Origin of the sequence: Microbacterium sp., from assembly GCF_047971895.1 — a bacterium.
Lineage (GTDB): Bacteria > Actinomycetota > Actinomycetes > Actinomycetales > Microbacteriaceae > Microbacterium.
Genome location: NZ_JBKEAF010000057.1, coordinates 1 through 20454, shown reverse-complemented (window position 1 = coordinate 20454; position 20454 = coordinate 1). Strand labels below are relative to the sequence as shown.

General features: G+C 71.5%; 18 protein-coding genes and 2 pseudogenes. 9 read left to right on the top strand and 11 right to left on the bottom strand.

All coding sequences use genetic code 11. The features are described from left to right. Nucleotides 1-11: 11 nt before the first annotated feature. Nucleotides 12-155, top strand: coding sequence for a hypothetical protein (locus ACK5IN_RS04860; protein WP_416895081.1), 144 nt, complete (start codon nucleotides 12-14; stop codon nucleotides 153-155). 3 nt (nucleotides 156-158) lie between these two features. Here the strand turns inward: ACK5IN_RS04860 and ACK5IN_RS04855 are convergent, their stop codons facing one another. The 5 genes and pseudogenes from ACK5IN_RS04855 to ACK5IN_RS04835 form a co-directional block, all read right to left on the bottom strand. Next, complete coding sequence (locus ACK5IN_RS04855) at nucleotides 159-332, bottom strand: hypothetical protein (RefSeq protein WP_416895080.1); 174 nt, start codon at nucleotides 330-332, stop codon at nucleotides 159-161. 58 nt (nucleotides 333-390) lie between these two features. After that, nucleotides 391-612, bottom strand: a pseudogene (locus ACK5IN_RS04850) (NAD(P)H-binding protein); the annotation flags it as partial. Between the two features lie 130 nt (nucleotides 613-742). Further along, on the bottom strand, nucleotides 743-973 hold the full coding sequence (locus ACK5IN_RS04845; RefSeq protein ID WP_416895079.1) for a hypothetical protein: 231 nt from the start codon (nucleotides 971-973) through the stop codon (nucleotides 743-745). A 19-nt stretch (nucleotides 974-992) separates the two neighbouring features. Further along, nucleotides 993-1928 (bottom strand): DNA-3-methyladenine glycosylase family protein, encoded by a 936-nt coding sequence (locus ACK5IN_RS04840; protein ID WP_416895087.1) that lies wholly within the window; start codon nucleotides 1926-1928, stop codon nucleotides 993-995. 209 nt (nucleotides 1929-2137) lie between these two features. Continuing rightward, a complete protein-coding gene (locus ACK5IN_RS04835; protein WP_416895078.1) occupies nucleotides 2138-2881 on the bottom strand; it encodes a winged helix-turn-helix domain-containing protein in 744 nt (247 codons plus the stop codon). Between the two features lie 413 nt (nucleotides 2882-3294). On the opposite strand from ACK5IN_RS04835, the gene ACK5IN_RS04830 reads away from it, so the two are divergent. The 5 genes from ACK5IN_RS04830 to ACK5IN_RS04810 all read left to right on the top strand — a co-directional run bounded on the left by ACK5IN_RS04830 (nucleotide 3295) and on the right by ACK5IN_RS04810 (nucleotide 8723). After that, the gene (locus ACK5IN_RS04830) at nucleotides 3295-3588 is read left to right on the top strand and encodes a GNAT family N-acetyltransferase (RefSeq protein ID WP_416895077.1); all 294 of its coding nucleotides are present in this window, start codon (nucleotides 3295-3297) and stop codon (nucleotides 3586-3588) included. Nucleotides 3589-3609: 21 nt separating this feature from the next. Then, nucleotides 3610-4050, top strand: a complete 441-nt coding sequence (locus ACK5IN_RS04825) for a DUF1622 domain-containing protein (RefSeq protein WP_416895076.1) — start codon at nucleotides 3610-3612, stop codon at nucleotides 4048-4050. 27 nt (nucleotides 4051-4077) lie between these two features. Then, complete coding sequence (locus ACK5IN_RS04820; protein ID WP_416895075.1) at nucleotides 4078-4287, top strand: hypothetical protein; 210 nt, start codon at nucleotides 4078-4080, stop codon at nucleotides 4285-4287. A gap of 270 nt (nucleotides 4288-4557) precedes the next feature. Beyond that, entirely contained in the window at nucleotides 4558-5727 is a 1170-nt protein-coding gene (locus ACK5IN_RS04815) for an exonuclease SbcCD subunit D (RefSeq protein ID WP_416895074.1), read from the top strand. Continuing rightward, nucleotides 5724-8723: an AAA family ATPase gene (locus ACK5IN_RS04810; protein ID WP_416895073.1), complete on the top strand. Its 3000-nt coding sequence runs from the start codon at nucleotides 5724-5726 to the stop codon at nucleotides 8721-8723. The genes ACK5IN_RS04815 and ACK5IN_RS04810 overlap by 4 nt, the downstream gene beginning before the upstream one ends. A gap of 251 nt (nucleotides 8724-8974) precedes the next feature. On the opposite strand, the gene ACK5IN_RS04805 is transcribed toward ACK5IN_RS04810, so the two are convergent. Beyond that, nucleotides 8975-11014 carry an NAD(+) synthase gene (locus ACK5IN_RS04805; RefSeq protein ID WP_416895072.1) on the bottom strand — a complete coding sequence of 680 codons (2040 nt, stop codon included), beginning with the start codon at nucleotides 11012-11014 and terminating at the stop codon, nucleotides 8975-8977. A 78-nt stretch (nucleotides 11015-11092) separates the two neighbouring features. Between ACK5IN_RS04805 and ACK5IN_RS04800 the strand changes: the two genes are divergently transcribed. Together ACK5IN_RS04800 and ACK5IN_RS04795 are read left to right on the top strand one after the other, a co-directional pair. After that, on the top strand, nucleotides 11093-14584 hold the full coding sequence (locus ACK5IN_RS04800) for a TM0106 family RecB-like putative nuclease (protein WP_416895071.1): 3492 nt from the start codon (nucleotides 11093-11095) through the stop codon (nucleotides 14582-14584). Nucleotides 14585-14602: 18 nt separating this feature from the next. Further along, nucleotides 14603-14944: a DUF3467 domain-containing protein gene (locus ACK5IN_RS04795; protein WP_416895070.1), complete on the top strand. Its 342-nt coding sequence runs from the start codon at nucleotides 14603-14605 to the stop codon at nucleotides 14942-14944. Nucleotides 14945-14959: 15 nt separating this feature from the next. On the opposite strand, the gene upp is transcribed toward ACK5IN_RS04795, so the two are convergent. Beyond that, complete coding sequence (upp, locus tag ACK5IN_RS04790; protein ID WP_416895069.1) at nucleotides 14960-15592, bottom strand: uracil phosphoribosyltransferase; 633 nt, start codon at nucleotides 15590-15592, stop codon at nucleotides 14960-14962. A 37-nt stretch (nucleotides 15593-15629) separates the two neighbouring features. On the opposite strand from upp, the gene tadA reads away from it, so the two are divergent. After that, nucleotides 15630-16097: a tRNA adenosine(34) deaminase TadA gene (gene tadA / locus ACK5IN_RS04785; RefSeq protein ID WP_416895068.1), complete on the top strand. Its 468-nt coding sequence runs from the start codon at nucleotides 15630-15632 to the stop codon at nucleotides 16095-16097. Between the two features lie 90 nt (nucleotides 16098-16187). Here the strand turns inward: tadA and ACK5IN_RS04780 are convergent, their stop codons facing one another. From ACK5IN_RS04780 to ACK5IN_RS04765, 4 genes and pseudogenes are all read right to left on the bottom strand, one after another. Further along, nucleotides 16188-17114, bottom strand: a complete 927-nt coding sequence (locus ACK5IN_RS04780; protein ID WP_416895067.1) for an LLM class F420-dependent oxidoreductase — start codon at nucleotides 17112-17114, stop codon at nucleotides 16188-16190. 1 nt (nucleotide 17115) lies between these two features. Beyond that, nucleotides 17116-18855, bottom strand: a complete 1740-nt coding sequence (locus ACK5IN_RS04775; RefSeq protein WP_416895066.1) for a long-chain-fatty-acid--CoA ligase — start codon at nucleotides 18853-18855, stop codon at nucleotides 17116-17118. A gap of 5 nt (nucleotides 18856-18860) precedes the next feature. Further along, complete coding sequence (locus ACK5IN_RS04770; protein WP_416895065.1) at nucleotides 18861-19826, bottom strand: cation diffusion facilitator family transporter; 966 nt, start codon at nucleotides 19824-19826, stop codon at nucleotides 18861-18863. A 45-nt stretch (nucleotides 19827-19871) separates the two neighbouring features. Beyond that, nucleotides 19872-20454, bottom strand: a pseudogene (locus tag ACK5IN_RS04765) (alpha/beta hydrolase); the annotation flags it as partial.

Sequence of the window (20454 nt, the reverse complement as noted above, 5' to 3'; positions counted from 1 at the left end):
CGCGGGGGCTCATGCACTGGGGCTTCGCGCAGATCTACTTCCAGCGATACCACCGCTCGATGCGGCTCGGCGAGGACCCGACGATCACGTTCCCGAGAACCGAACGGCCGGGGCTGATCATCGTGTTCGCGTTGACGACGACCATGAGCCGTTGACGATCAGCCCTGATGGTTCTCGCGCTGCCAGTTGCCGAAGTGGATCGGCAGGGCCAGTGCGAGGCAGATTGCCAGCAGGCCGCCGACGAAGACGAGGCCCTGCAGGATCGGCAGCGAGAACGAGATTCCCATGGCAATGATGCCGCCCACGAACAGGATCATGGCGATCACGAACATCATGTGGAACCTCCCGGAGCTGTGGCGTGACCAGCCTATCGGGTCTCGCACGACGGATCGACATCCGCCGGGAACGCTCGCCGTACTTCCCCGGCGCATCGCGGTGCTCACCCCGCTGATGGACCTGCGTGGCACGCAGAATCGTCCACGGCACGTCAGAGGCGGCGAAGGTCTCCTCCTGTGCGAGCGTGGCGGCGTAGTACGCGTGTGGGTTGTGGTCGATCCCGACGACGGACAGCAGCACGATGTGCCTCACGCCGGTGCGGGCCGCCGCGTGCACCAGGGTGCCGCTGGCGAGCACGACGACGTCGTGGCCGGCCGCCTGCGCTGCCGCGGCCGTGAGCGTTCCGACGAGTCCGGTGCCCCCCGGCGACGGCGATCTTCACGTGTTCTCCGCCGCCGACCCCGGATCAGAGCCGGGCGCCGTCGTCGTCCGGGTCGTCGAGCGTGCCCAGACGCCCGCCGCGCCATGACTCGTAGGCGATCATCCAGCCGAGCGCGATGAGCACGGCCAGCAGCAGCCCGAGCGGGACGTTCTGCAGCACCTGCCCGACGATCACGCCGAGCACGAGAAGGATGACGGTGCCGGCGATCCAGCCGATGCGGCCGCGCGGCCAGCCCGTGCCCGAGGAAGAGGTCATGACTCCAGCGTAGGCGTCCTCAGCGATCGCGGTGGTCTTCGACGTGCAGTCGCGGACCCCGTCGCGGCTCGCGCACCCCGCTGGCGCCGATCAGCCGGATCACCCGCTGGCGGTGGCCAGGCCACAGAGCGAGCAGCTGCAGCATCCCATCGTCATCCGTGCGCGCGCCCGCCAGCGCATACCCGACCTCGTGCGCGAGATGGAAGTCACCGACGCTCACCGCATCGGCGTCGCCGCGCGCCCGGATGCGGGTCTCGGCCGCAGTCCACGGGCCGATGCCGCGCATAGCGGTCAGCACCCGGTCGCAGTCCTCGCCACAGGCGGCCGCGGTGACCGCGCGGGCGATGCTGCCGCCGCGGCGGGCGACCTCGACGATCGTGCGGGCCTGCGGCGGCTCGAGCCCGGCGCGGTGCCACGACCACGACGGCACCCGCTGCCAGCCGTCGATCGCCGGTGGGGCGAACAGGGGCTTCGGCGTGGGGCCGGGCGCGCGCTCGCCGTGCCGTGACACGAGGCGCCGCCAGGCGCCGAACGCCTGCGGGCCGGTCACCTTCTGCTCCATGATCGCGCCGGCCAGCGCATCGAAGACGAGGTCGGTGCGGCCCAGCCGCAGGCCGGGGTGACGGCGGTGCGCGTCGGCGATGAGTGGATGCCGCGCCGCATCGAACCCGGTGGCATCGTCGTGTGCGCCGCACAGTGCCGGCACCTGCGCGATCGCCCAGTCGGCCCCCGGCCCCCAGGCCGCGGCGCGGATGGCGCCGGGCGCCGTCTCGCGCAGGGCGAGGGTAGCGACGCCCTCGGGTGTGCGGCTCGCGCGCCAGATCACGCCGCCGTGTACGGCCATCGTCGGGTCGCCCGCACCGCGGCGCTGCACCAGCACCGTGCGCCGCAGGTCGAGCGGGTGCCGTGGCCGGTATACGGTCTCGAGGAGTGGCGTGCTGCGCGCAGCATCCATACCCGTGGCGTTCCTCCCTGCCGCCACCGCCCTCATGCGCCCACCCTACGCAGGCCCGCCGACACGGCGGCTACCGGTGACGGGCTCGCCGCCGCCGGCGCAGACATCGAGTCGTCGCGTAGGGCGGGTGTCTCGCGCGCGGGCTGTGCATGTGCGACGACCGAACGGGTGTGGGGCGGCGCCGGGGGCGAGGTGCCGCCCGCGAAAACTCAGAAGCGGTCGGGTGAGGGGGTGCCGTGCCCGTAGCGGATGTTGACGTCGGCGTGCCGGTCGAAGCGGTAGCCGACCCCGCGCACCGTGCGCACGATGTCTTCGTACCGCCCGAGCTTGGCCCGCAGCCGTCGCACGTGCACGTCGATCGTGCGCTCGCCGGGGGCGTCGTGCGCCGGCGCGCCCTGCCACAGCGACGACACCAGCTCGCTGCGTTCGATTGTGCTGCCCTCGCGCAGCACGAGGTACTGCAGCAGCTCGAACTCCTTGAACGTGAACGCCGCCGACTCGCCGTCGATCAGCACGCGCGTGCGCGAGCTGTCGACGACGACGCCGCCGGCGACGAAGTCGTCGTCGTCGGGGTCGGGCTGGGTGCGCGCGATGGCGCTCGGCTCGTGCAGCGCGAGCCGCACGACGTCCACGTCGCGGCCGCCGGCTCCCACGGGCGAGAGGGCCACGGTGGCGTAGGTCTCGGCGTCGGGCGCGAGGTCGGCGAGGGTGCGGCGCAGGGCGTCGACGAGAACCCCGAGACTGACGCCGGATGCTGCGGCCTTCTGCTCGTCGATGCCCACGTACAGGGCGAAACCACGCGGCTCGGTGCCGGCCGGCAGGGCACGGGTCGGTGCGGCAGGCGCCGCCGGGGCGGGCGCCGGGGCCGCCGGCGGCGGGTTCAGCGGGCGCAGCGTGGGGCGTCGGGCCGGAGTGCGGGTGGTGGGACGTTCGAGCAGAGCGGTGGTCGACATGGGAGTGTCCTCGAGGAGAGTGAGCCCTTGATCGGGTTCGGGTGTGTGTCGTATCGCGGTCCGTTGTGAGACCGGGTGCACAGCAGCCGTCACACGCAGTGCGGTGCTGGGGGGCTCAGCGCAGGCGGAGAAGATCGGAGGCGAGCTGCGCGAGCCGGGCGGGGGTCACCGATTCAGCGGCACATTCGACAACACATGACAACGCGGCCGGCCATCATGGTGCCGGCAGTCCCGTTCGCCTCCCGGGCGGACAGAGAGCGTGCGTTGTTCGTCATGTCGCTGATTATGTCGGAATGCGTCCGATCGCGTCAAATCGCACGGCTCGACGGCCCCGCTCATTGCGAAAAGTGACAGATTGCTCAATCTCGCGGCAATCGGCCCGCGGCATCCTCGGGCCGCCTACGGTAGGCCGCATGACGTCACTCGAGTTCTCCCATGAACCGGATGCCTCGCGCTGGGCGCTGCGCAAGGGGAATCAGCTCGTGAGCGTGCTGGACTATCGCGACGACGGCACGACCGTCGCGATGGTGCGCTCGTACACGGTGCCCGGTTTCCGTGGCCACGGCTACGCGGCGGAGGTGGTCGGCGGTGCGGTGGCCGAGCTCGAAGCCCGCGGCGACCGCGTGGTGCAGCCGGTGTGCTGGTACGTTGCCGACTGGTTCGACGCGCATCCCGAGCGGGCCGGCATCCTGAAGCAGCGTCGCTAGCTTCTGCACTACTCTGCGTCCATGGGATTCACTGCGGCTTTCGAGTCGGTCTTCACGGTCGTGGCTGTGGTGTTCGAGGCGCTGGGTGCGCTCGCGATGTGCATCGGGTTCGTCGTCGCGGTCGTCCTCGGCATCCGTGCGCTGCGCCGCGGCGAGGGCGGGTCTGCATCGTTCCAGGTGCTGCGCACGACGCTCGGATCGGCCATCCTCCTGGGTCTGGAAGTGCTGGTGGCCGCCGACCTCATCCGCACGATCACCTCGCAGCCCTCGCTCGAGGAGGCGGCGATCCTGGGCCTGATCGTGCTGATCCGCACCGTGCTGTCGATCTCGATCCAGATCGAGATCGAGGGCGTGCTGCCGTGGCGCCGTGCCCTGCTGACCAGCGGCGGTCAGCTGCTCGGCGAGGCAGTCGGGCGGGATCGGGATGCCGCCCGCGCGGCGCGCGACGCGCAGACGACATAGCCGCAGCATCCACCCTCGTGTCAACCCTTGTGCACTCGCCCCCGTGGACTGCGCATGCTCGGAGGGACGAGACAGGAGTGCGCCAGGTCGCACACGGGCGACGAGTTCGAGCAGCTGGGCATCGACTATCCGGATCGCGAGGACGATGACCTCATCCAGCGCCCTGTGGGCGATGCCGACCGCCACGGCGGCGACCGCGACGCGCTCGCCGTCGGCGTGGCGCAGCGGTGGGGCTGAGCATCGGCTGTGGCGATACCCAGGACCTGCCCGCGATGGCGCAGAACAACGCGACCGTCGCCGGCATCGAACGGGTGCTGTTCCTCATCGGTCTGTCGGTGTTCACGGCCACGAGCGCCGTGTGCGCCCTGGCGCCGGACTCGACCGTGCTGCTGGTCGGCCGGCTCGTGCAGGGTGTGGCCGCAGGCATCCAGATGCCGCAGGAAGACGCGTCGCTGATCCCCGGGGTGCCGCCCGAGCGGTGTCGGAGGTCGCGCCTACCGTGGAGTCATGCGCATTCTGCACACCTCCGACTGGCACATCGGGCGGACGTTCCACGGCCACCAGACCCTGAACGCCCTGGCCGACGTGCTCGCGGTGCTGGTCGCGCAGGTGCGCTCGCACCGGGTGGACGTCGTGGTCGTCGCCGGTGACGTCTTCGACTCGTCGACGCCTGCTGCCGGGTGCTACACGCTGCTCACCGACACGCTCGTCGCGCTGCGCGAGACCGGGGCCACCGTCATCGTCACGAGCGGGAACCACGATTCGGCGGCCCGGCTCGGCTTCCAGGCGAAGCTGCTGCGCGACGGCATCCACATCCTCACCGATCCGCTCGCGATCGGCACCCCGATCACGGTGGCCGATGCGCACGGACCGGTGCACTTCTACGGCATCCCGTTCCTCGAGCCGACGCTCGTGCGGCACCTGTGGGAGGGGCTGGAGACACGCACGCAGGCGCAGACCCTCGCGCATGCGATGGAGCTGGTGCGGTCGGATGCCGCGGCCCGCCGCGCCGACGACGGCACCGCGCGCACCGTGGCGATCGCGCACTGCTTCGCCGCAGGTGTGGCGGCGACGCCGCACCTGGAACGCGACATCCAGCAGGGCGGGCTCGACGTCGTGCCGCTGTCGACGTTCAACGGCGTCGACTACATGGCGCTCGGTCACATCCACGGGCGCAGTCGGCTCAGCGACACCGTGCGGTACGCCGGCGCGCCCCTGCACTACAGCTTCGGCGAGGGCGACAAGCCGCGTGGCTCATGGCTGATCGACCTGGACGACGCCGGGTTCGCCGCGGCGCAGTGGCTCGATCTGCCGGTGCCCCGCCCGCTGGTCACGCTGCGGGGAGCGCTCGACGAACTGCTGACGGACGAGAGGTTCGCCGCGGTCGAGGCCGCGTGGGTACGTGCCGAATACACCGACACCGCGCAGCAGGTCGACGTCATGCGCCGGCTGCAGCAGCGCTTCCCGCACTGCGCCGAGGTGCGGCATGCGCCGGCCGTACGCGCGGTCGACGACGGTGAGACGTTCGCCGGTCGCGTGCGCGCCGCCCGCGACGACGCTGCGCTCGTCGACGCGTTCCTCGTGCATGTGCGCAACGGGGAGGGGGTCACGGCCGCCGAGGCAGAGCTCGTGCGCGAGGTGATCGGCGACAGGGTCGCGGCGAAGGCGATGGCGTGAAGCTGCATCGCCTCGAGATCGAGGGGTTCGGGCCGTTCCTCGAACGCCAGCGAGTGGACTTCGATGCGTTCGACGCCGACGGCATCTTCCTCATCACCGGGCGCACCGGTGCGGGCAAGTCGAGCATCCTCGACGGGGTGTGCTTTGCGCTGTACGGAAGCGTGCCGCGGTACGAGGGCACCGAGAAGCGGCTGCGCAGCGACCATTGCGCGCCCGACGACCCGACCGAGGTGCAGCTCGAGTTCACCGTCGGCGACGCGCGCTGGCGGGTCACGCGTGCACCCGAGCACGAACGCCCCAAGGCCCGCGGCACGGGGCTCACGACGGTGCCGCACGCCGCGCGACTCGACGAGCTCGTCGGTGGGGAGTGGATCGGCCGCGCGGCCAAGCCTCGCGAGGTGGCGCTGCTGCTCGACGAGATCGTGGGGCTCAGCCAGCAGCAGTTCCTGCAGGTGATCCTGCTCGCGCAGAACCGTTTCGCGCAGTTCCTACTCGCCCGCAACGACGACCGTCAGACGCTGCTGCGCACACTGTTCGGCTCGCGCACGTACAGCGACTATCAGGAGACGTTCGAGCAGCGCCGCCGCACCGCGGGGGAGCAGCTGGCCGGCGAACAGGCGACCGTGGAGCACCTGCTGGCCGACGCCGAAGGGCTCATCGCCGAGCACGAGCTGGGCGGCGATGAGGCTGGAGGTCCTGCGGCTGATGGCGAAGGCGATGTCGCCGTGCGGATAGAGTCGGTCGACCGGGCGGTCCAGCGCGCCGCCTACCGCGCCGATACCCGGGCGCGCGAGCGCGACGAGGCCGAGGCGGCGCACCTGACCGCGGGGTTCGCGCACAGTGCGCAGGTCGCAGTGCGCGAGACGCAGCATCGGCGGGACGCTTCGCGCACCGCGCTGGCCGCTCTGGAACAGCGTGCCCCGCAGATCGCCGATGATCGCGCCGGCCTTGCGGCGGCCGGCGCAGCGGAGCTGCTGCGCGACCCGATCGACCGCGCCGAAGCGTCCGCCGCCGCGGCGACTGCCGCGATCACAGCGGAAACCACCGCGCGCACCGCGTGGACGGCGGCGAACGCCGGTGCGCACGAGTCTCACGACGATCTGTCGGCGCTCATCGAGCAGATGACCGGCGACCTCGCCCGGTGGGCCGATGCGGCCGTGAAGGAACGAGATCTCGCCGCACTCGAGGCGCATCTGGCCGCCGCGCAGCAGCGGGTGGAGTCGCTGACCGCGCAGCGAACCGTGGTCGATACGCGCCTTGCCGAGTATCCAGGGCTGATCGCCGACCTCGATAGAGAACTCGTGCAGCAGACGACGGCCGCCGCCCTGCGCGAGGCCGCCGAGGCCGCCCTCACCGCCGCGCAACAGCGCCTCTCTGCGGCGCGCGAAGCCGAAGAGCTCGAGCTCGCCCGGCGGGCGGTCGAACAGCGGCACGCCGGTGCGTCGAAGGCGGCGGAGTCGGCGGCCGCCCAGGTGAGTGCGCTGCTGCAGCGTCGGCTCACCGGGTATGCGGGTGAGCTGGCCGCGCAGCTCATCGACGAGAGACCGTGCGCCGTGTGCGGCTCGACCGCGCACCCTCAGCCCGCCGCGCCCGCGGACGACCCGGTCACCGACGCCATGATCGACGCAGCCGTCGCCGACAAGGACACCGCCGTCGACACGGAGCGCCTCGCCGCAGACGCCGCACGCACCGCACGCGCGGCCTACGCCGAGGCGATGGCGCGTGCCGGTGGTGCCACGGCCGAGCAGCTCGCCGCGGAACAGGCGTCGGCAGACGCCGCGGTCACCGCCGCCCGCATCGCCGAAGAGCACCGCGACCGACTTACGGTCGATCGTGCGACGATTCTCACCGCGCAGACCGCCGACACCGTGGCTCGTGCCGATCTCGATGAACAGCTCGCGACCGCCACTAGCGAGGTCGCCGTGCTCGGCGACCAGACCACGGCGGCCCGCGACATCGTGGTCGCGGCCCGCGGCGATCACGATTCCGTGGCTGACCGCATCGCCCGCACCACCCGCCGCCGCGATGCGGCACGCGCCCTGGTGTCGGCCGAGCGCACCGCGGCGGAGGCCGCCGCCACGGCGACGGCTGCCGCCGCCGAGCGCGACACGCGCATCGCCGCCTCCGACTTCGTCGACACCGCTGCCGTGACCGCGGCGCTGCTGACCGCAGACGAGCGTGACGAGCGGGCCGCGCGCATACGCGACCACGAGGTGGCCCTCGCGACCGAGGTCGACCGGCTGCGCGAGCTCGAGCTCGAGCTCGCCGGCACTCCCGACGAGCCGGTCGATGTGGACGCCTCCGCCGCTGCGCTCGCCGACGCCAAGACCCGCTGGACCACGGCGGTCGACCGGGCAGTGCGCGCCGAGCAGACCCTCGGTGCCCTGCGCGACCGGTGCACCCGTGCGCGTGCGGCCCATGACGCGATCGCCGAGACCGCGGCGGAGCACACGCTCATCACGGGGCTCGCCGACGCGGTCACCGGCCGCAACGCGAAGAAGATGGACCTCGAGACGTTCGTCCTCGCGGCCGAGCTCGAAGAGATCGTGGCCGCCGCGAACCTGCGACTCGACGACATGTCGTCGGGCCGGTACCTCCTGCGCCATACCGATGCCGTCACCGGACGCGGTGCCGCAGGCCTCGGGCTCGAGGTCGTCGACGCGTACACCGGTCGGCCGCGCCCGCCGCAGTCGCTGTCTGGCGGCGAGACATTTCTGGCCTCGCTGGCGCTGGCCCTCGGCCTGGCGCAGGTCGTGACCGAACGGGCCGGAGGCATCCGGCTCGACACGCTCTTCATCGACGAGGGCTTCGGTTCGCTCGACGCCGACACCCTCGAACTGGCGATGCGCACCCTCGATGAGCTGCGCCAGGGCGGGCGCACCGTCGGCGTGATCAGCCACGTCGAGACGATGAAGGAGCAGCTGCCCGCGCGCATGCTCGTGGAGGCCGCGCCGCACGGCCCCAGCATCATCCGTCAGCAGGCCGCGCTGGTCTGATCGCCGCGCCTGCAGCCGGGGTATCGGCACCGCGAGCGCGCTCGAGGCAGTGACGCACTCGGGCGCCAGGCATCCACGTGCCGCGTTCTGCTGGCCGTGCCCACAAAACGCGGCACGTGAGCGCGTGGACGGCGTCGAGGCGTTCGTTGACTCGCCGCGTTCTGCGACACCGACCCGCGAATCGCGGCAAGCGAACGCCCAGAGTCAGCGCCCGACTCGGTGGCGTCGGCGCCGTTGAACTGACGCGCGGCTCAGGGCAGGGCGGAGTCGAGCTCGGCCAGCCAGGCGCGGGCGTTGCCGTCCGACGGGGCGCGCCAGTCGCCGCGCGGCGACAGCGATCCGGCGGCGGTGACCTTCGGCCCGTTCGGGATCGCCGACCGCTTGAACTGCGCGAAGGCGAAGTACCGCTGCAGGAACACGCGCAGCCAGCGCACGATCGTCTGCCGGTCGTACGCGTGGTGGGCGTCGGCGGGGAACCCGGGCGGCCACGCACCCGCGTCGGCGTCGCCCCACGCGTGCTCGGCGAGGAACGCGATCTTCGACGGACGCAGTCCGTAGCGCAGCACGTGCCACAGCGTGAAGTCGTGCAGTGCATACGGCCCGATGCGGTCCTCGGTGGACTGCGCGTTGCCGTCGGCGTCGGCGGGCACGAGCTCGGGCGTGATCTCGGTGTCGAGCACCGACTGCAGCACGGCGGCGGTCGTGGCATCCACCTGCCCGTCGGCGACCACCCACCGGATGACGTGCTGGATGAGTGTCTTGGGAACGCCCGCGTTGACCGCGTAGTGGCTCATCTGGTCGCCGACGCCGTACGTCGCCCAGCCGAGCGCCAGCTCGGAGAGGTCGGACGTGCCGACGACGAACCCGCCGTTCTGGTTCGCGAGGCGGAACAGGTAGTCGGTGCGCAGCCCGGCCTGCACGTTCTCGAAGGTGACGTCGTGCACGGGCTCGCCATCGGCGAAGGGGTGCCCGATGCGTTCGAGCATCTCGGCCGCGGCGGGCCGGATGTCGATGGTCTCGATCGACGCCCCGATCGCCTCGGCCAGGGCGATGGCGTTCGACTTCGTGTTCTCGCTCGTCGCGAACCCGGGCATCGTGTAGGCGAGGATGTCGCTGCGCGGCCGGCCCATCCGGTCCATCGCGCGGGCAATCACCAGCAGTGCGTGCGTCGAGTCGATGCCGCCGCTGACCCCGATGACGGGCTTCGGGCCGCCGATGGCGCGCATGCGCTGCTCGAGCCCCGACACCTGGATGTTGAACGCCTCGTAGCAGTCCTGTGCGAGCCGTGCCGGGTCGTCGGGCACGAACGGAAAGCGGTCGAGGTGCCGGCGCAGCCCGATGTCGTGGGCGGGCGGGCTCAGCTCGAGCTCGACGGTGAGGAAGTCGTCGTGGGCGTCGCGGTTGTCGTCGAACGTCCCCTGGCGCAGGCGGTCCTGGCGCAGCCGGTCGAGGTCGACGTCGGCGATGCTGCGCCGCGGCCCGTCGGGGAAGCGTTCGGTGGCGGCCAGCAGCATCCCGTTCTCGAAGATCATCGTCTGGCCGTCCCACGAGACGTCGTTCGTGGACTCGCCCATACCGGCGGCAGCATATGCATAGGCCGCCAGGCAGCGCAGCGACTGCGACCGGCACAGCAGTCCCCGGTCGTCGGCGCGCGCGATCGTGATGGGGCTGCCGCTGAGGTTCACGAGCACAGTCGCGCCCGCCAGCGCCGCGCGCGATGACGGCGGGATCGGCACCCAGAGGTCCTCGCAGACCTCCGCGTGCAGCACGAGACCGGGAACGTCGCGCACGTCGAAGAGCAGGTTCGTGCCGATGACCGCCTCGTGCTCGCCGATGCGGATCGCCTCGCCCGAGAACGGCTCGCCCGGTGCGTACCAGCGCCGCTCGTAGAACTCGCGGTACGTCGGCAGGTACGACTTCGGCGCCACCCCGAGCACCTCGCCGCGATGGATCACCACCGCGCAGTTGTAGAGGCGGTTGCGGTGGCGCAGCGGCGCGCCGACCACGAGCACGGGCAGGAGATCGATGGATGCCTCGGCCACCCGCGCGATCGCCTGCTCGGCCGCATCGAGCACGGCGTCCTGCAGCACGAGATCCTCGATCGCGTACCCCGTGAGGCACAGCTCGGGGAAGACCGCGACGGCGACGGCATCCCGGTCGCACTCCTGCGCGGCCGCGATGACGGCCTCGGCGTTCGCGGCGGGGTCGGCGATCGCGACGGGGATCGTGCACGCGGCGACGCGCGCGAACCCGTGCCGGTACGCGCTCTCGAAGGGCAGGCTCTCGCTCACGCCCCCAGTCTGACAGGTGCGGCGCGTGTCGGTGGTGCTCGCTAGCGTGGAGCGCAGGCGAACAGACGAAGGGGACTCATGCGCATCGACGAGGCAGGGCGGGTCATCTGGAGTGCGAGCGACCTCAAGGCGTCGTCCGAGTGCGAGTTCGCATGGGTGCGCCTGCTCGACGCGCGGCTCGGCCGCATCGACGAGGTCGACGAGCCCGACGATGCCATGCTCGCCCGCGCGGGTGCGCTGGGGTTGGTGCATGAGGAGCGTCAGCTCGAGCGGTACCGCACGCAGTTCCCGGGCGGCGTGGCTGAGATACCCGAGACAAAGGCGCGCGATGCCATGGCTCCCGGCGGCGCGGTCGACCAGACCACCGCGGCCCTGCGCGCGGGCGCGGACGTCGTCTACCAGGCGGCGTTCGCCGCCGACGACTTCGTCGGGTTCGCCGACTTCCTGCTGCGCGACGGCGATGGCCGCTACATCGTGCAAGACACCAAGCTCGCCCGGCACGCCCGTGTCACCGCTCTCATGCAGCTCGCGGCATACGTCGCACAGCTCGACCGTCTCGGCATCCCGCGGGCCGATGTCGTGCAGCTGCTGCTCGGCGACGGCACCACCAGCACGCATCGGGTCGACGACCTGCTCCCGGTCTTCGTCCTGCGCCGTGCCCGGCTGCGTCGCCTGATCGCCGCCCAGCATCCCGAAGAAGGCGCCGCGGGACCGGTGGTCGCATGGGGTGAGCCCGGCATCGCCGCGTGCGGGCGCTGCGCCACGTGCACGATGCAGGTCGAGGCCCACCGCGACCTGCTGCTGGTCGCCGGCATGCGGCCCACGCAGCGGCGCCGGCTGCAGGCAGCCGGCGTGCACACCATCGACCAGCTCGCCACCGCGGCGGAGGCGCCGGCGGGGATGAGCCCCGACGCCCTCGCGTCGCTGCGCACCCAGGCGCGGCTGCAGCGGCGGAGCGAGGCCGAGCCGGAGGGGACGCCGCCGCTGTTCGACGTCGTGGTGTCGGCGGGGCTCGCCGGAATCCCGGCACCCGATCCGGGCGACCTGTTCTTCGACTTCGAGGGCGACCCGCTGCACCACGAGGGCGACGACGAGGCGGCGTGGGGCATCGACTACCTGTTCGGCTGGGTCGACGCCGCCGAGCAGTACGGCGCGCTGTGGGCGCACACGTTCGCAGAAGAGAAGCAGGCGTTGCAGGACTTCATCGCCTTCGTCGGGGCGCGCCGTGCGCGGCATCCGGGCATGCACATCTTCCACTACGCGCCCTACGAGACCACCCACCTGTTCACCATGGCGGCCAGGTACGGCGTGTGCGAGGCCGAGGTCGACACGCTGCTGCGCGACGGTGTGTTCGTCGACCTGTACCCGATCGTGCGGCGCGCGCTGCGCGTCGGCTCGCGGTCGTACTCGATCAAGAAGCTCGAGCCGCTGTACATGGGCGACGAGCATCGCACCAGCGACGTGCAGAAGGGCGACGACTCGATCGTGCAGTACGTCGAGGCGATGGCTCTGCGCGCCGACGGACGGGATGCCGCGGCCCAGGCGATCCTCGACGACATCGCCGAGTACAACCGCGACGACTGCGTCTCGACGCTGCGACTGCGGGACTGGATGCTGGCGCTCGCGCGCGAGCGCCAGGTGCCGCCCGCCGCCGAGACCGAGCCCGAGGCGCAGCCCTATTCGCCGTCGGAGACGGCGCTGAAGCTCGCGGCGCGCGCCGACGCGCTCGCGGGGTCCGGGGGCGAGGCCGGTCCCGACGAGCGCGCCCTGCGGCTGGCCACGGCGGCCATCGACTACTACCCGCGCGAGGCGAAGAGCTTCTGGGCCATGCACTTCCTGCGTCTGCGCGAACCCGTCGGGGTGTGGGAAGAGACCCGCGACGTCGTGCGGGTCGACCCCGCCCGGACGACCGTCGAGCGCGACTGGCACCGCGAGGGGCGCCAGCGCGGCGACCGGCGCCACCTGCGCGTGCGCGGCACGTTCGCGCCAGGCACGCGGCTGAGCGTCGACACCAACCCGTCCCTGCTCTACGAGCTGCCCGCGCCGTGGCCGTTCGCCTCGTCGTCGCGGTGGATCCACGCAGACCGGCGCAGCACCGTGCTCGCGGTCGACGACGACTCGGTGCTCATCGAGGAGCTCTCCCACGGCGAGTTCACGTGGTCGCAGCTCCCGCTCGCCCTCACCCCGGCCGCACCTCCGCCGGCCCGCAGCCAGCAGACGGCGATCGAGGAGTGGGCAGAGGCGCTGCTCGCCGACCCCGATCCGCAGCGATTCCCGGCCGACCCCGCCACCGATCTGCTGCGTCGCGTGCCGCCGCGCACCCGCTCGGGGGTGCTCGCGCCGGTGCACGACGGCGCGTACGTGCCCGCGCTGGTCAGCTCGTTGCGCGACCTCGACCGCAGCTACCTCGCCGTGCAGGGGCCGCCAGGCACCGGCAAGACGTTCGTCGGCTCCCATGTCATCGCCCAGCTCGTCCGCGAGCACGGGTGGCGCATCGGCGTCGTCGCGCAGTCGCACGCCGTTGTCGAGCACATGCTCGACAAGATCGTTCATGCCGGGCTGCCCGGCGACCTCGTCGGCAAGGCACCGAAGAAGCCCGGCGAACCCGGCACGCACGGCTACACGATCCTCGGCAAGGACGGCATCGTCGCCTTCGCCGAGACCCGCCAGGACTCCGGGTTCGTCGTGGGCGGCACCGCGTGGGACTTCAGCAACGAGAACCGGTACCCGCGGGGCAGCCTCGATCTGCTCGTCATCGACGAGGCGGGCCAGTTCTCACTCGCCTCGACCATCGCGGTCTCGGTGGTTGCCCCGCGCCTGCTGCTGCGCGGCGATCCGCAGCAGCTGCCGCAGGTCAGCCAGGGCACGCATCCCGAGCCCGTGGACACGTCCGCGCTCGGGTGGGTCATCGGCGAGCACGACGTGCTCCCTGCCGCGTACGGATACTTCCTCGCCGAGTCGTGGCGCATGCATCCGGCCGTCGCCGCACCCGTCTCGACCCTGTCGTACGAGGGGCGGCTCGCCTCGCACGAGGCGGCTGCGCACCGGCGCGTCGAGGGCGTCGACCCCGGGCTGCACGTGGTGCCCGTGCGGCACAGCGGCAACGCCACCGAGTCGCCCGAGGAGGCCGCCGAGGTCGTGCGCATCGTGCGCGACCTGCTCGGCCGGGCCTTCACCGACGTCGACAGCGCCACGCTCATCGACCGTGCCGCCCGCCCGCTGACGCAGCACGACCTCATCGTCGTCACGCCCTACAACGCACAGCTGAATCTCGTGCAGGGCGCGCTGGCCGAGGCCGGGTACCCCGACGTGCCCGTCGGCACCGTCGACAGGTTCCAGGGTCAGGAGGCGGCCGTCGCAATCGTGTCGCTCGCGGCATCCTCGGCCTCCGACGTGCCCCGCGGCCTCGAGTTCCTGCTCATGCGCAACCGACTCAACGTCGCCGTCTCGCGCGCGCAGTGCGTCGCCTACCTCGTGTACTCGCCGGGCCTGCTCGACGACCTGCCCCACCGCCCCGAGGGCGTCGCACGGCTCAGCGCGTTCGCGCGGCTGGTGGGCGCCGTAGACTGACCGCATAGAGGGGGTCCCGTGACGAACGATCTGCCGAGCCACTTCGACTTCGACCTGCCGTCCGACATCGTGCCGGGCCACTATGCCGACTTCGCGAACGTATGGCACACGCCCACCGTGTTCGTGATGGACTTCGTCACTCTCGCGCAGCCCCCGCACGAGGACACCGACCCCGAGACGGGCGAGCAGCGGCTGGTCGTGCCCACGCGCGTGGTCAGTCGCATCCGCATCCCGCCCGAGCAGGTTTTCGAGCTCGCCAAGGCACTCACGCAGCAGCTCGAGATGTGGGAGCAGGAGACCGGGCGCCGCGCGCCCGCCGGCCCCCTGTTCGGCGAGGGCGAACCGTCCGTGGAAGGCTAGCCCGCCGGTCGCGCGTCAGACCGTGCCGTACAGCCGATCGCCGGCGTCGCCGAGCCCCGGCACGATGTAGGCCTTGTCGTCCAGGCCTTCGTCGAGCGCGCCGAGCACGAGCGTGACGTCACGCCCCTGTGCGCGCGACTCGATCGCCGAGATGCCCTCCGGGGTGCCGAGCAGGCACACCGCGGTGACGTTGCGGGCCCTGCGCTGGAACAGGAAGTCCATCGCCGCGCCCAGCGACCCGCCGGTGGCGAGCATCGGGTCGAGCACGAAGCACTGCCGGTCGCTCAGATCCGCCGGCAGCCGCTCGGCGTAGGTCGTGGGCTCGAGGGTCTCCTCGTCGCGCACCATCCCGAGAAATCCCACCTCGGCGGTGGGCAGCAGCTTCACCATGCCCTCGAGCATCCCCAGCCCCGCACGCAGGATCGGTACGACCAGCGGCCGCGGCTCGCTGATCTTCACGCCTGTCGTCGTCGTGACCGGGGTGCGAATCTCGATCGACTCCACCCGCACGCTGCGCGTCGCCTCGTAAGCGAGCAGCGTCACGAGCTCTTCGGTCAGCTGCCGGAACACCGGCGACGGGGTGCGCTCGTCGCGCAGCACGGTGAGCTTGTGGGTGATGAGGGGATGATCGGCGACGTGCACTCGCATGAGCCCAGAGTATCGGCTGGGGTCGTACGCTGTGCACGTGACCCTGCCCGCCTCCACCCGCGACGACAGCGCGATGCACCGCGCCCTCGCGCTCGCCGCCGAGGCGCACGCGCACGGCGAGGTCCCGGTCGGAGCGGTGGTGATGGATGCCTCCGGCACCGTCGTCGGCGAGGGCCGCAACCGGCGTGAGGTCAGCCATGACCCCACCGCGCACGCCGAGGTCGTTGCGCTGCGCGCCGCAGCCGACGCCCTCGGCTCGTGGAACCTCGACGGCTGCACGCTCGTGGTCACCCTTGAGCCGTGCGCGATGTGCGCGGGAGCTCTGCTTCAGGCCCGCATCGCGCGACTGGTGTTCGGTGCGTGGGACGACAAGGCGGGGGCCGCGGGCTCGATGTACGACATCGTGCGCGACCGGCGCCTGCCGCACCGCGCCGAGGTGGTCTCCGGAGTCCGCGAGCCGGAGGCATCCACTCTTCTGCAGTCCTTCTTCGAAGACCGCCGGTAACCTCGCGCCCAGCTGCTTCGATCGTGACGAAGGCACCGTCTCGCTGCGAAACACCCGCCATACGCGGCGACGCAAGGTGAGGGGGTGCTGTCAGCGAAGGAGCGGCAGCACCTCGGTGCCGAGGAACTCGACGTGCTCGACGTCGCGCAGGTCGATCAGCTGGAAATGCACGCGCTCGGCGCCCAGGTCGCGCAGCCGCGCCACCTTCTCAGCGATCTGCTCGGGCGTGCCGACGATGTCACGGCCGCCGCGCCAGTCCTCGATCGTGCGGCCCGAGGCCGCGGCGCGCCGCGCCAGCTCTGCCTCGTTCGCCCCGGCGAGCGTCGGCAGCGCCACCGACAGCTTCAGCGTCTGCGGGTCGCGGCCGGCCCGCTCGCACGCCGCGCGCACCGCGGCGAACCGCTCGGCGATGACGTCTTCGGGCTGAAAGCCGAGGTTGTACTCCGTCGCGTACTGCGCGGCCACCCGGGGCGTGCGCTTCGCGCCGGTGCCGCCGACGATCACGGGCATGCGCTCCTGCACAGGCTTGGGCAACGCCGGGGCCTCTTCGAGCGTGTAGTGCTCGCCGGCGAACGAGAACGTCTCGCCGACGGGCGTCTTCCAGTACCCGGTCACGATCGCCAGCTGCTCCTCGAGCGGGCCGAACCGCTGCGCGGGGAACGGGATGCCGAGGGCACGGTGCTCCTGTTCGAACCACCCGGTGCCGAGCCCGAACTCGACACGGCCGCCCGACATGGCGTCCACCTGCGCCACCTGGATCGCCAGCACCGCCGGGTGCCGGTGCGTCGCCGACGACACGAGGGTGCCGAGGCGGATCGCCGTGGTCTCGCGGGCGAGGCCGGCGAGGGTGGTCCAGGCATCCGTCGGCCCGGGCAGTGGGTCGCCGCCGCCCATGCGCATGTAGTGATCCGAGCGGAAGAACGCGTCGAAGCCCGTGCGCTCGGCGGCCAGGGCGAACGCGAGCTGGTCATCGTACGAGAACCCCTGCTGGGGCTCGGTGAAGATCGTGAACTCCATGTCAGTCCTCCTCGTCCGCTGCCGCGCGCACGGCGTTGCGATCGGCGATCAGCGTATCGCGCACCTTGCGGCGCAGCACCTTGCCGATGAGCGACTTCGGCAGCTCCTCCCACACCTTGTAGGCGGTGGGGCGCTTGTACTCGGCGAGCTGCTCGCGGGCGACGTCACGCGCGACGTCCTCGTCGAAGTCCGCACCGGGCTCGAGGACGACCACCGCCGTCACGACCTCGGCGCCGCCGCCGCGCGGGATGCCGACGACCGCCGACTCCGCGATGCCGGTCACCGTGTCGAGCACCTTCTCGACCTCGCTGGGCGACACGTTGAAGCCGCCCGTGATGATGATCTCCTTCTTGCGGTCGACCACTGTGACGAAGCCGTCCTCGTCCTGCACGACGAGGTCGCCGGTGCGCAGCCAGCCGCCGTCGAGCAGGGTCTGCGCGGTCTCTTCGGGTCGGTTCCAGTACCCCTGGAACACTTGCGGGCCCTTGATGAGCAGTTCGCCGGGCTCGCCCTGCGCCACCTCGTCGGCCGGCGACTCCGGGTCGACCACGCGGATGTCGGTCGAGGGGAACGGGATGCCGATGGCACCGATGCGACGCTGGTCGGTGAACGGGTTCGCCAGCGCCACGGGGCTCGTCTCGGTCAGCCCGTATCCCTCGTTGAGCATGGACCCCGCCAGATCCTCCCAGCGCTTCACGATCGCGGGGGTCAGTGTCATGGCGCCCGAGATCGAGTACACGACCCCACTCAGGTCGAGCTTGCCCTCGCGGGCGACGCGCGACATCCGATCGAACATCGGCGGCACCGCCGGCACGAACGTCGGCGGCAGTTTCTCGGCGGCCTTCGAGACCAGGTCGGGGTCGAACGTGGGGAACAGCACGGCGTTCGATCCGGTCTCGACGGCGTAGATGACCGACAGCAGCAGACCGAACGAGTGGAACATGGGCAGCAGGCCGTAGATGCGGCCCTCGCCGTGGCGGAACTCGGGCATCCACGCCGCACCCTGGCGCGCGTTCGACCACAGGTTGCCGTGCGTGATGATGGCGCCCTTGGGCGTGCCCGTGGTGCCCGAGGTGTACTGCAGGCACGCGACGTCGCTGACGGACGGGCGGGGGAAGGATGCCTCCAGCGGCGCCGACTTCTCGAGCTGACCGAACGGCACGGTGCCGGGCGCGGGTGCGGTCAGCTTCTCGCGCGCGGCCCGCGCCTTCGCGATCGGCAGCTTCAGGGCGAGGCGCATGCCCAGTGGCATCGCCTCGGTGACGTTCACCGAGACCACCGTGCGGATGCCGAGGTCGGCCGGCAGCGACTGCACGACCGGCGCCATCTTGTCCCACGTGATGACGACCTGCGCGCCGTGGTCGCGGAACTGCACCTCGAGCTCGTCGCGGGTGTAGAGCGGGTTGTGCTCGACGACGATGCCGCCCAGGCGCAGCACGGCGTAGAACGCGATGACGTGCTGCGGGGTGTTCGGCATGACCAGGGCGACGCGATCGCCGGGCCCGACGCCGAGCGCCTTCAGACCGTAGGCGACGCGTGAGACGCGATCGGCGAGGTGCCGGTAGGTCAGCGACCGCCCGAAGAAGGTGACCGCGGGGCGGCCCGCGTACTGCGCCGCGCGCTCGTCGAACAGGTCGGCGAGCGACCCCGTGGCGAGCTCGATGTCGGTGGGCGTGCCGGGGGCGTAGAAGCGGTTCCAGGTGCGATCGGTGTTCAGGCTCACCTGGGAAAGCCTATCCATCGGTATCAATCCTCGGAGCGGAGCACGACGGCGTCGGTCGAGGGCGCTTCGCCCGAGACGGGCCGGTAGATGTCGGGTTCGAGATACACGACACGCGCGACGGGCACGGCCGCGCGCACGCGTGCTTCGACGGCGTCGATGTCGGCGGCGACGCGCGACAGGGGCCGCTCGCCGGGGAAGCCGAGCTTGGCGGCCACCAGCAGTTCGTCGGGCCCGAGGTAGAGAGTCTTGATGTGGATGAGCTTGTCGACCTCGGGGCCGGCTTCGATCGCGCGCATGATGGCGTCGAGATCGGACTGCTTGGCGCCCTCGCCGACGAGCAGGCTCTTCGTCTCGATGCCGAGCGTGATCGCCACGAGGATCAGCAGCGTGCCGATCATGAGTGTGCCGATCGCGTCGAACACCGGGTTGTGCGTGATCGCGGACATGCCGACGCCGAACAGTGCGAAGACGAGGCCCGTGAGCGCCGCGACGTCCTCGAGCAGCACGACCGGCAGTTCGGGCGCCTTGGAGTGCCGGATGAACGCCCACCACGACTCGCCCGCGGCGCGCACGTGGTTCGACTCCGTGATGGCGGTGCGCAGCGAGAACGACTCCAACGCGATGGCGATGACCAGCACCACGATCGGGATCCAGACGTTCTCGAGCTCGTGCGGGTGCGTGAGCTTGTCGACGCCCTCGTAGATCGAGAACAGCCCGCCCACCGAGAACAGGATGATCGCGACGACGAACGCGTACACGTAGCGTTCGCGTCCGTACCCGAACGGGTGCTCGCGGTCGGCCTTGCGCCGGGCCATGCGTCCGCCGAGCAACAGCAGCAGCTGATTGCCCGAGTCGGCGACCGAGTGGATCGCCTCGGCGAGCATCGACGCCGAGCCCGACAGCAGCCACGCGGCGAACTTTGCGACGGCGATGCCGAGGTTCGCCAGGAACGCGGCGACGATCGCCTTGCCGCCGCCGGAAGCGCTCATGGCTCGAGTCTAGAGAAGCCGGCCGCGGCGCGCGGAGGGATGCCGTCAGTCGGCGGACTTCAGGATGATCGCCTCGGTCGGCGGCGCCGGGTCGGCCGCGCGGCCGACGTAGCCGATGGCCTGCAGCAGTGCGCCGCGGAACTCCGCCGGGCGCTCGAGGTGCGGCGAGTGGCCCACACCGTCGAGGGTCAGCTCGGCGATCGTGCCGCCGGCGGCCGCATAGGCGCCGAGCACGTCACGCGTCTGCGACACCATCTCCTGCGCGGGCGCGACGTCGGCGCCGGGCCAGCCGGGGATCACGCCGAGCGCACCGAGGTGATTGAGGTCGAAGAACGACGCGTCCGACACGATCGCGTCGGCGGTGCCGCGCACCCACAGGATCGGGGGCTTGGGGTCGAGGTCGACGATGCGGGCGACGTTGAAGTGCTTGGGCGCCATCGTGTTGAGCACGCCGATGTCGCCGACACCGAAGCCCGGCCAGCTCTCGCTCTGCTTTCCGTCGCCCGGGTAGTTGCCCTCGGCGGTCGAGGTCGTGAGCATCGACTCGACCCACACGTCCTCGTGCTCGCTCGTATAGCCGGGGGCGACATAGCTGGCGCGGAAGACGCTGCGCGGCGACGTCTGCGCG

What these genes read in the sequence shown, in the direction of transcription:
- ACK5IN_RS04775 (WP_416895066.1), bottom strand. Translation starts at nt 18,855, where the DNA reads ATGGATAGGCTTTCCCAGGTGAGCCTGAACACCGATCGCACCTGGAAC.
- ACK5IN_RS04800 (WP_416895071.1), top strand. Translation starts at nt 11,093, where the DNA reads ATGCGCATCGACGAGGCAGGGCGGGTCATCTGGAGTGCGAGCGACCTC.
- ACK5IN_RS04845 (WP_416895079.1), bottom strand. Translation starts at nt 973, where the DNA reads ATGACCTCTTCCTCGGGCACGGGCTGGCCGCGCGGCCGCATCGGCTGG.
- ACK5IN_RS04825 (WP_416895076.1), top strand. Translation starts at nt 3,610, where the DNA reads ATGGGATTCACTGCGGCTTTCGAGTCGGTCTTCACGGTCGTGGCTGTG.
- ACK5IN_RS04830 (WP_416895077.1), top strand. Translation starts at nt 3,295, where the DNA reads ATGACGTCACTCGAGTTCTCCCATGAACCGGATGCCTCGCGCTGGGCG.
- upp (WP_416895069.1), bottom strand. Translation starts at nt 15,592, where the DNA reads ATGCGAGTGCACGTCGCCGATCATCCCCTCATCACCCACAAGCTCACC.
- ACK5IN_RS04770 (WP_416895065.1), bottom strand. Translation starts at nt 19,826, where the DNA reads ATGAGCGCTTCCGGCGGCGGCAAGGCGATCGTCGCCGCGTTCCTGGCG.
- ACK5IN_RS04840 (WP_416895087.1), bottom strand. Translation starts at nt 1,928, where the DNA reads ATGGATGCTGCGCGCAGCACGCCACTCCTCGAGACCGTATACCGGCCA.
- ACK5IN_RS04780 (WP_416895067.1), bottom strand. Translation starts at nt 17,114, where the DNA reads ATGGAGTTCACGATCTTCACCGAGCCCCAGCAGGGGTTCTCGTACGAT.
- ACK5IN_RS04815 (WP_416895074.1), top strand. Translation starts at nt 4,558, where the DNA reads ATGCGCATTCTGCACACCTCCGACTGGCACATCGGGCGGACGTTCCAC.
- ACK5IN_RS04855 (WP_416895080.1), bottom strand. Translation starts at nt 332, where the DNA reads ATGTTCGTGATCGCCATGATCCTGTTCGTGGGCGGCATCATTGCCATG.
- ACK5IN_RS04860 (WP_416895081.1), top strand. Translation starts at nt 12, where the DNA reads ATGCACTGGGGCTTCGCGCAGATCTACTTCCAGCGATACCACCGCTCG.
- ACK5IN_RS04835 (WP_416895078.1), bottom strand. Translation starts at nt 2,881, where the DNA reads ATGTCGACCACCGCTCTGCTCGAACGTCCCACCACCCGCACTCCGGCC.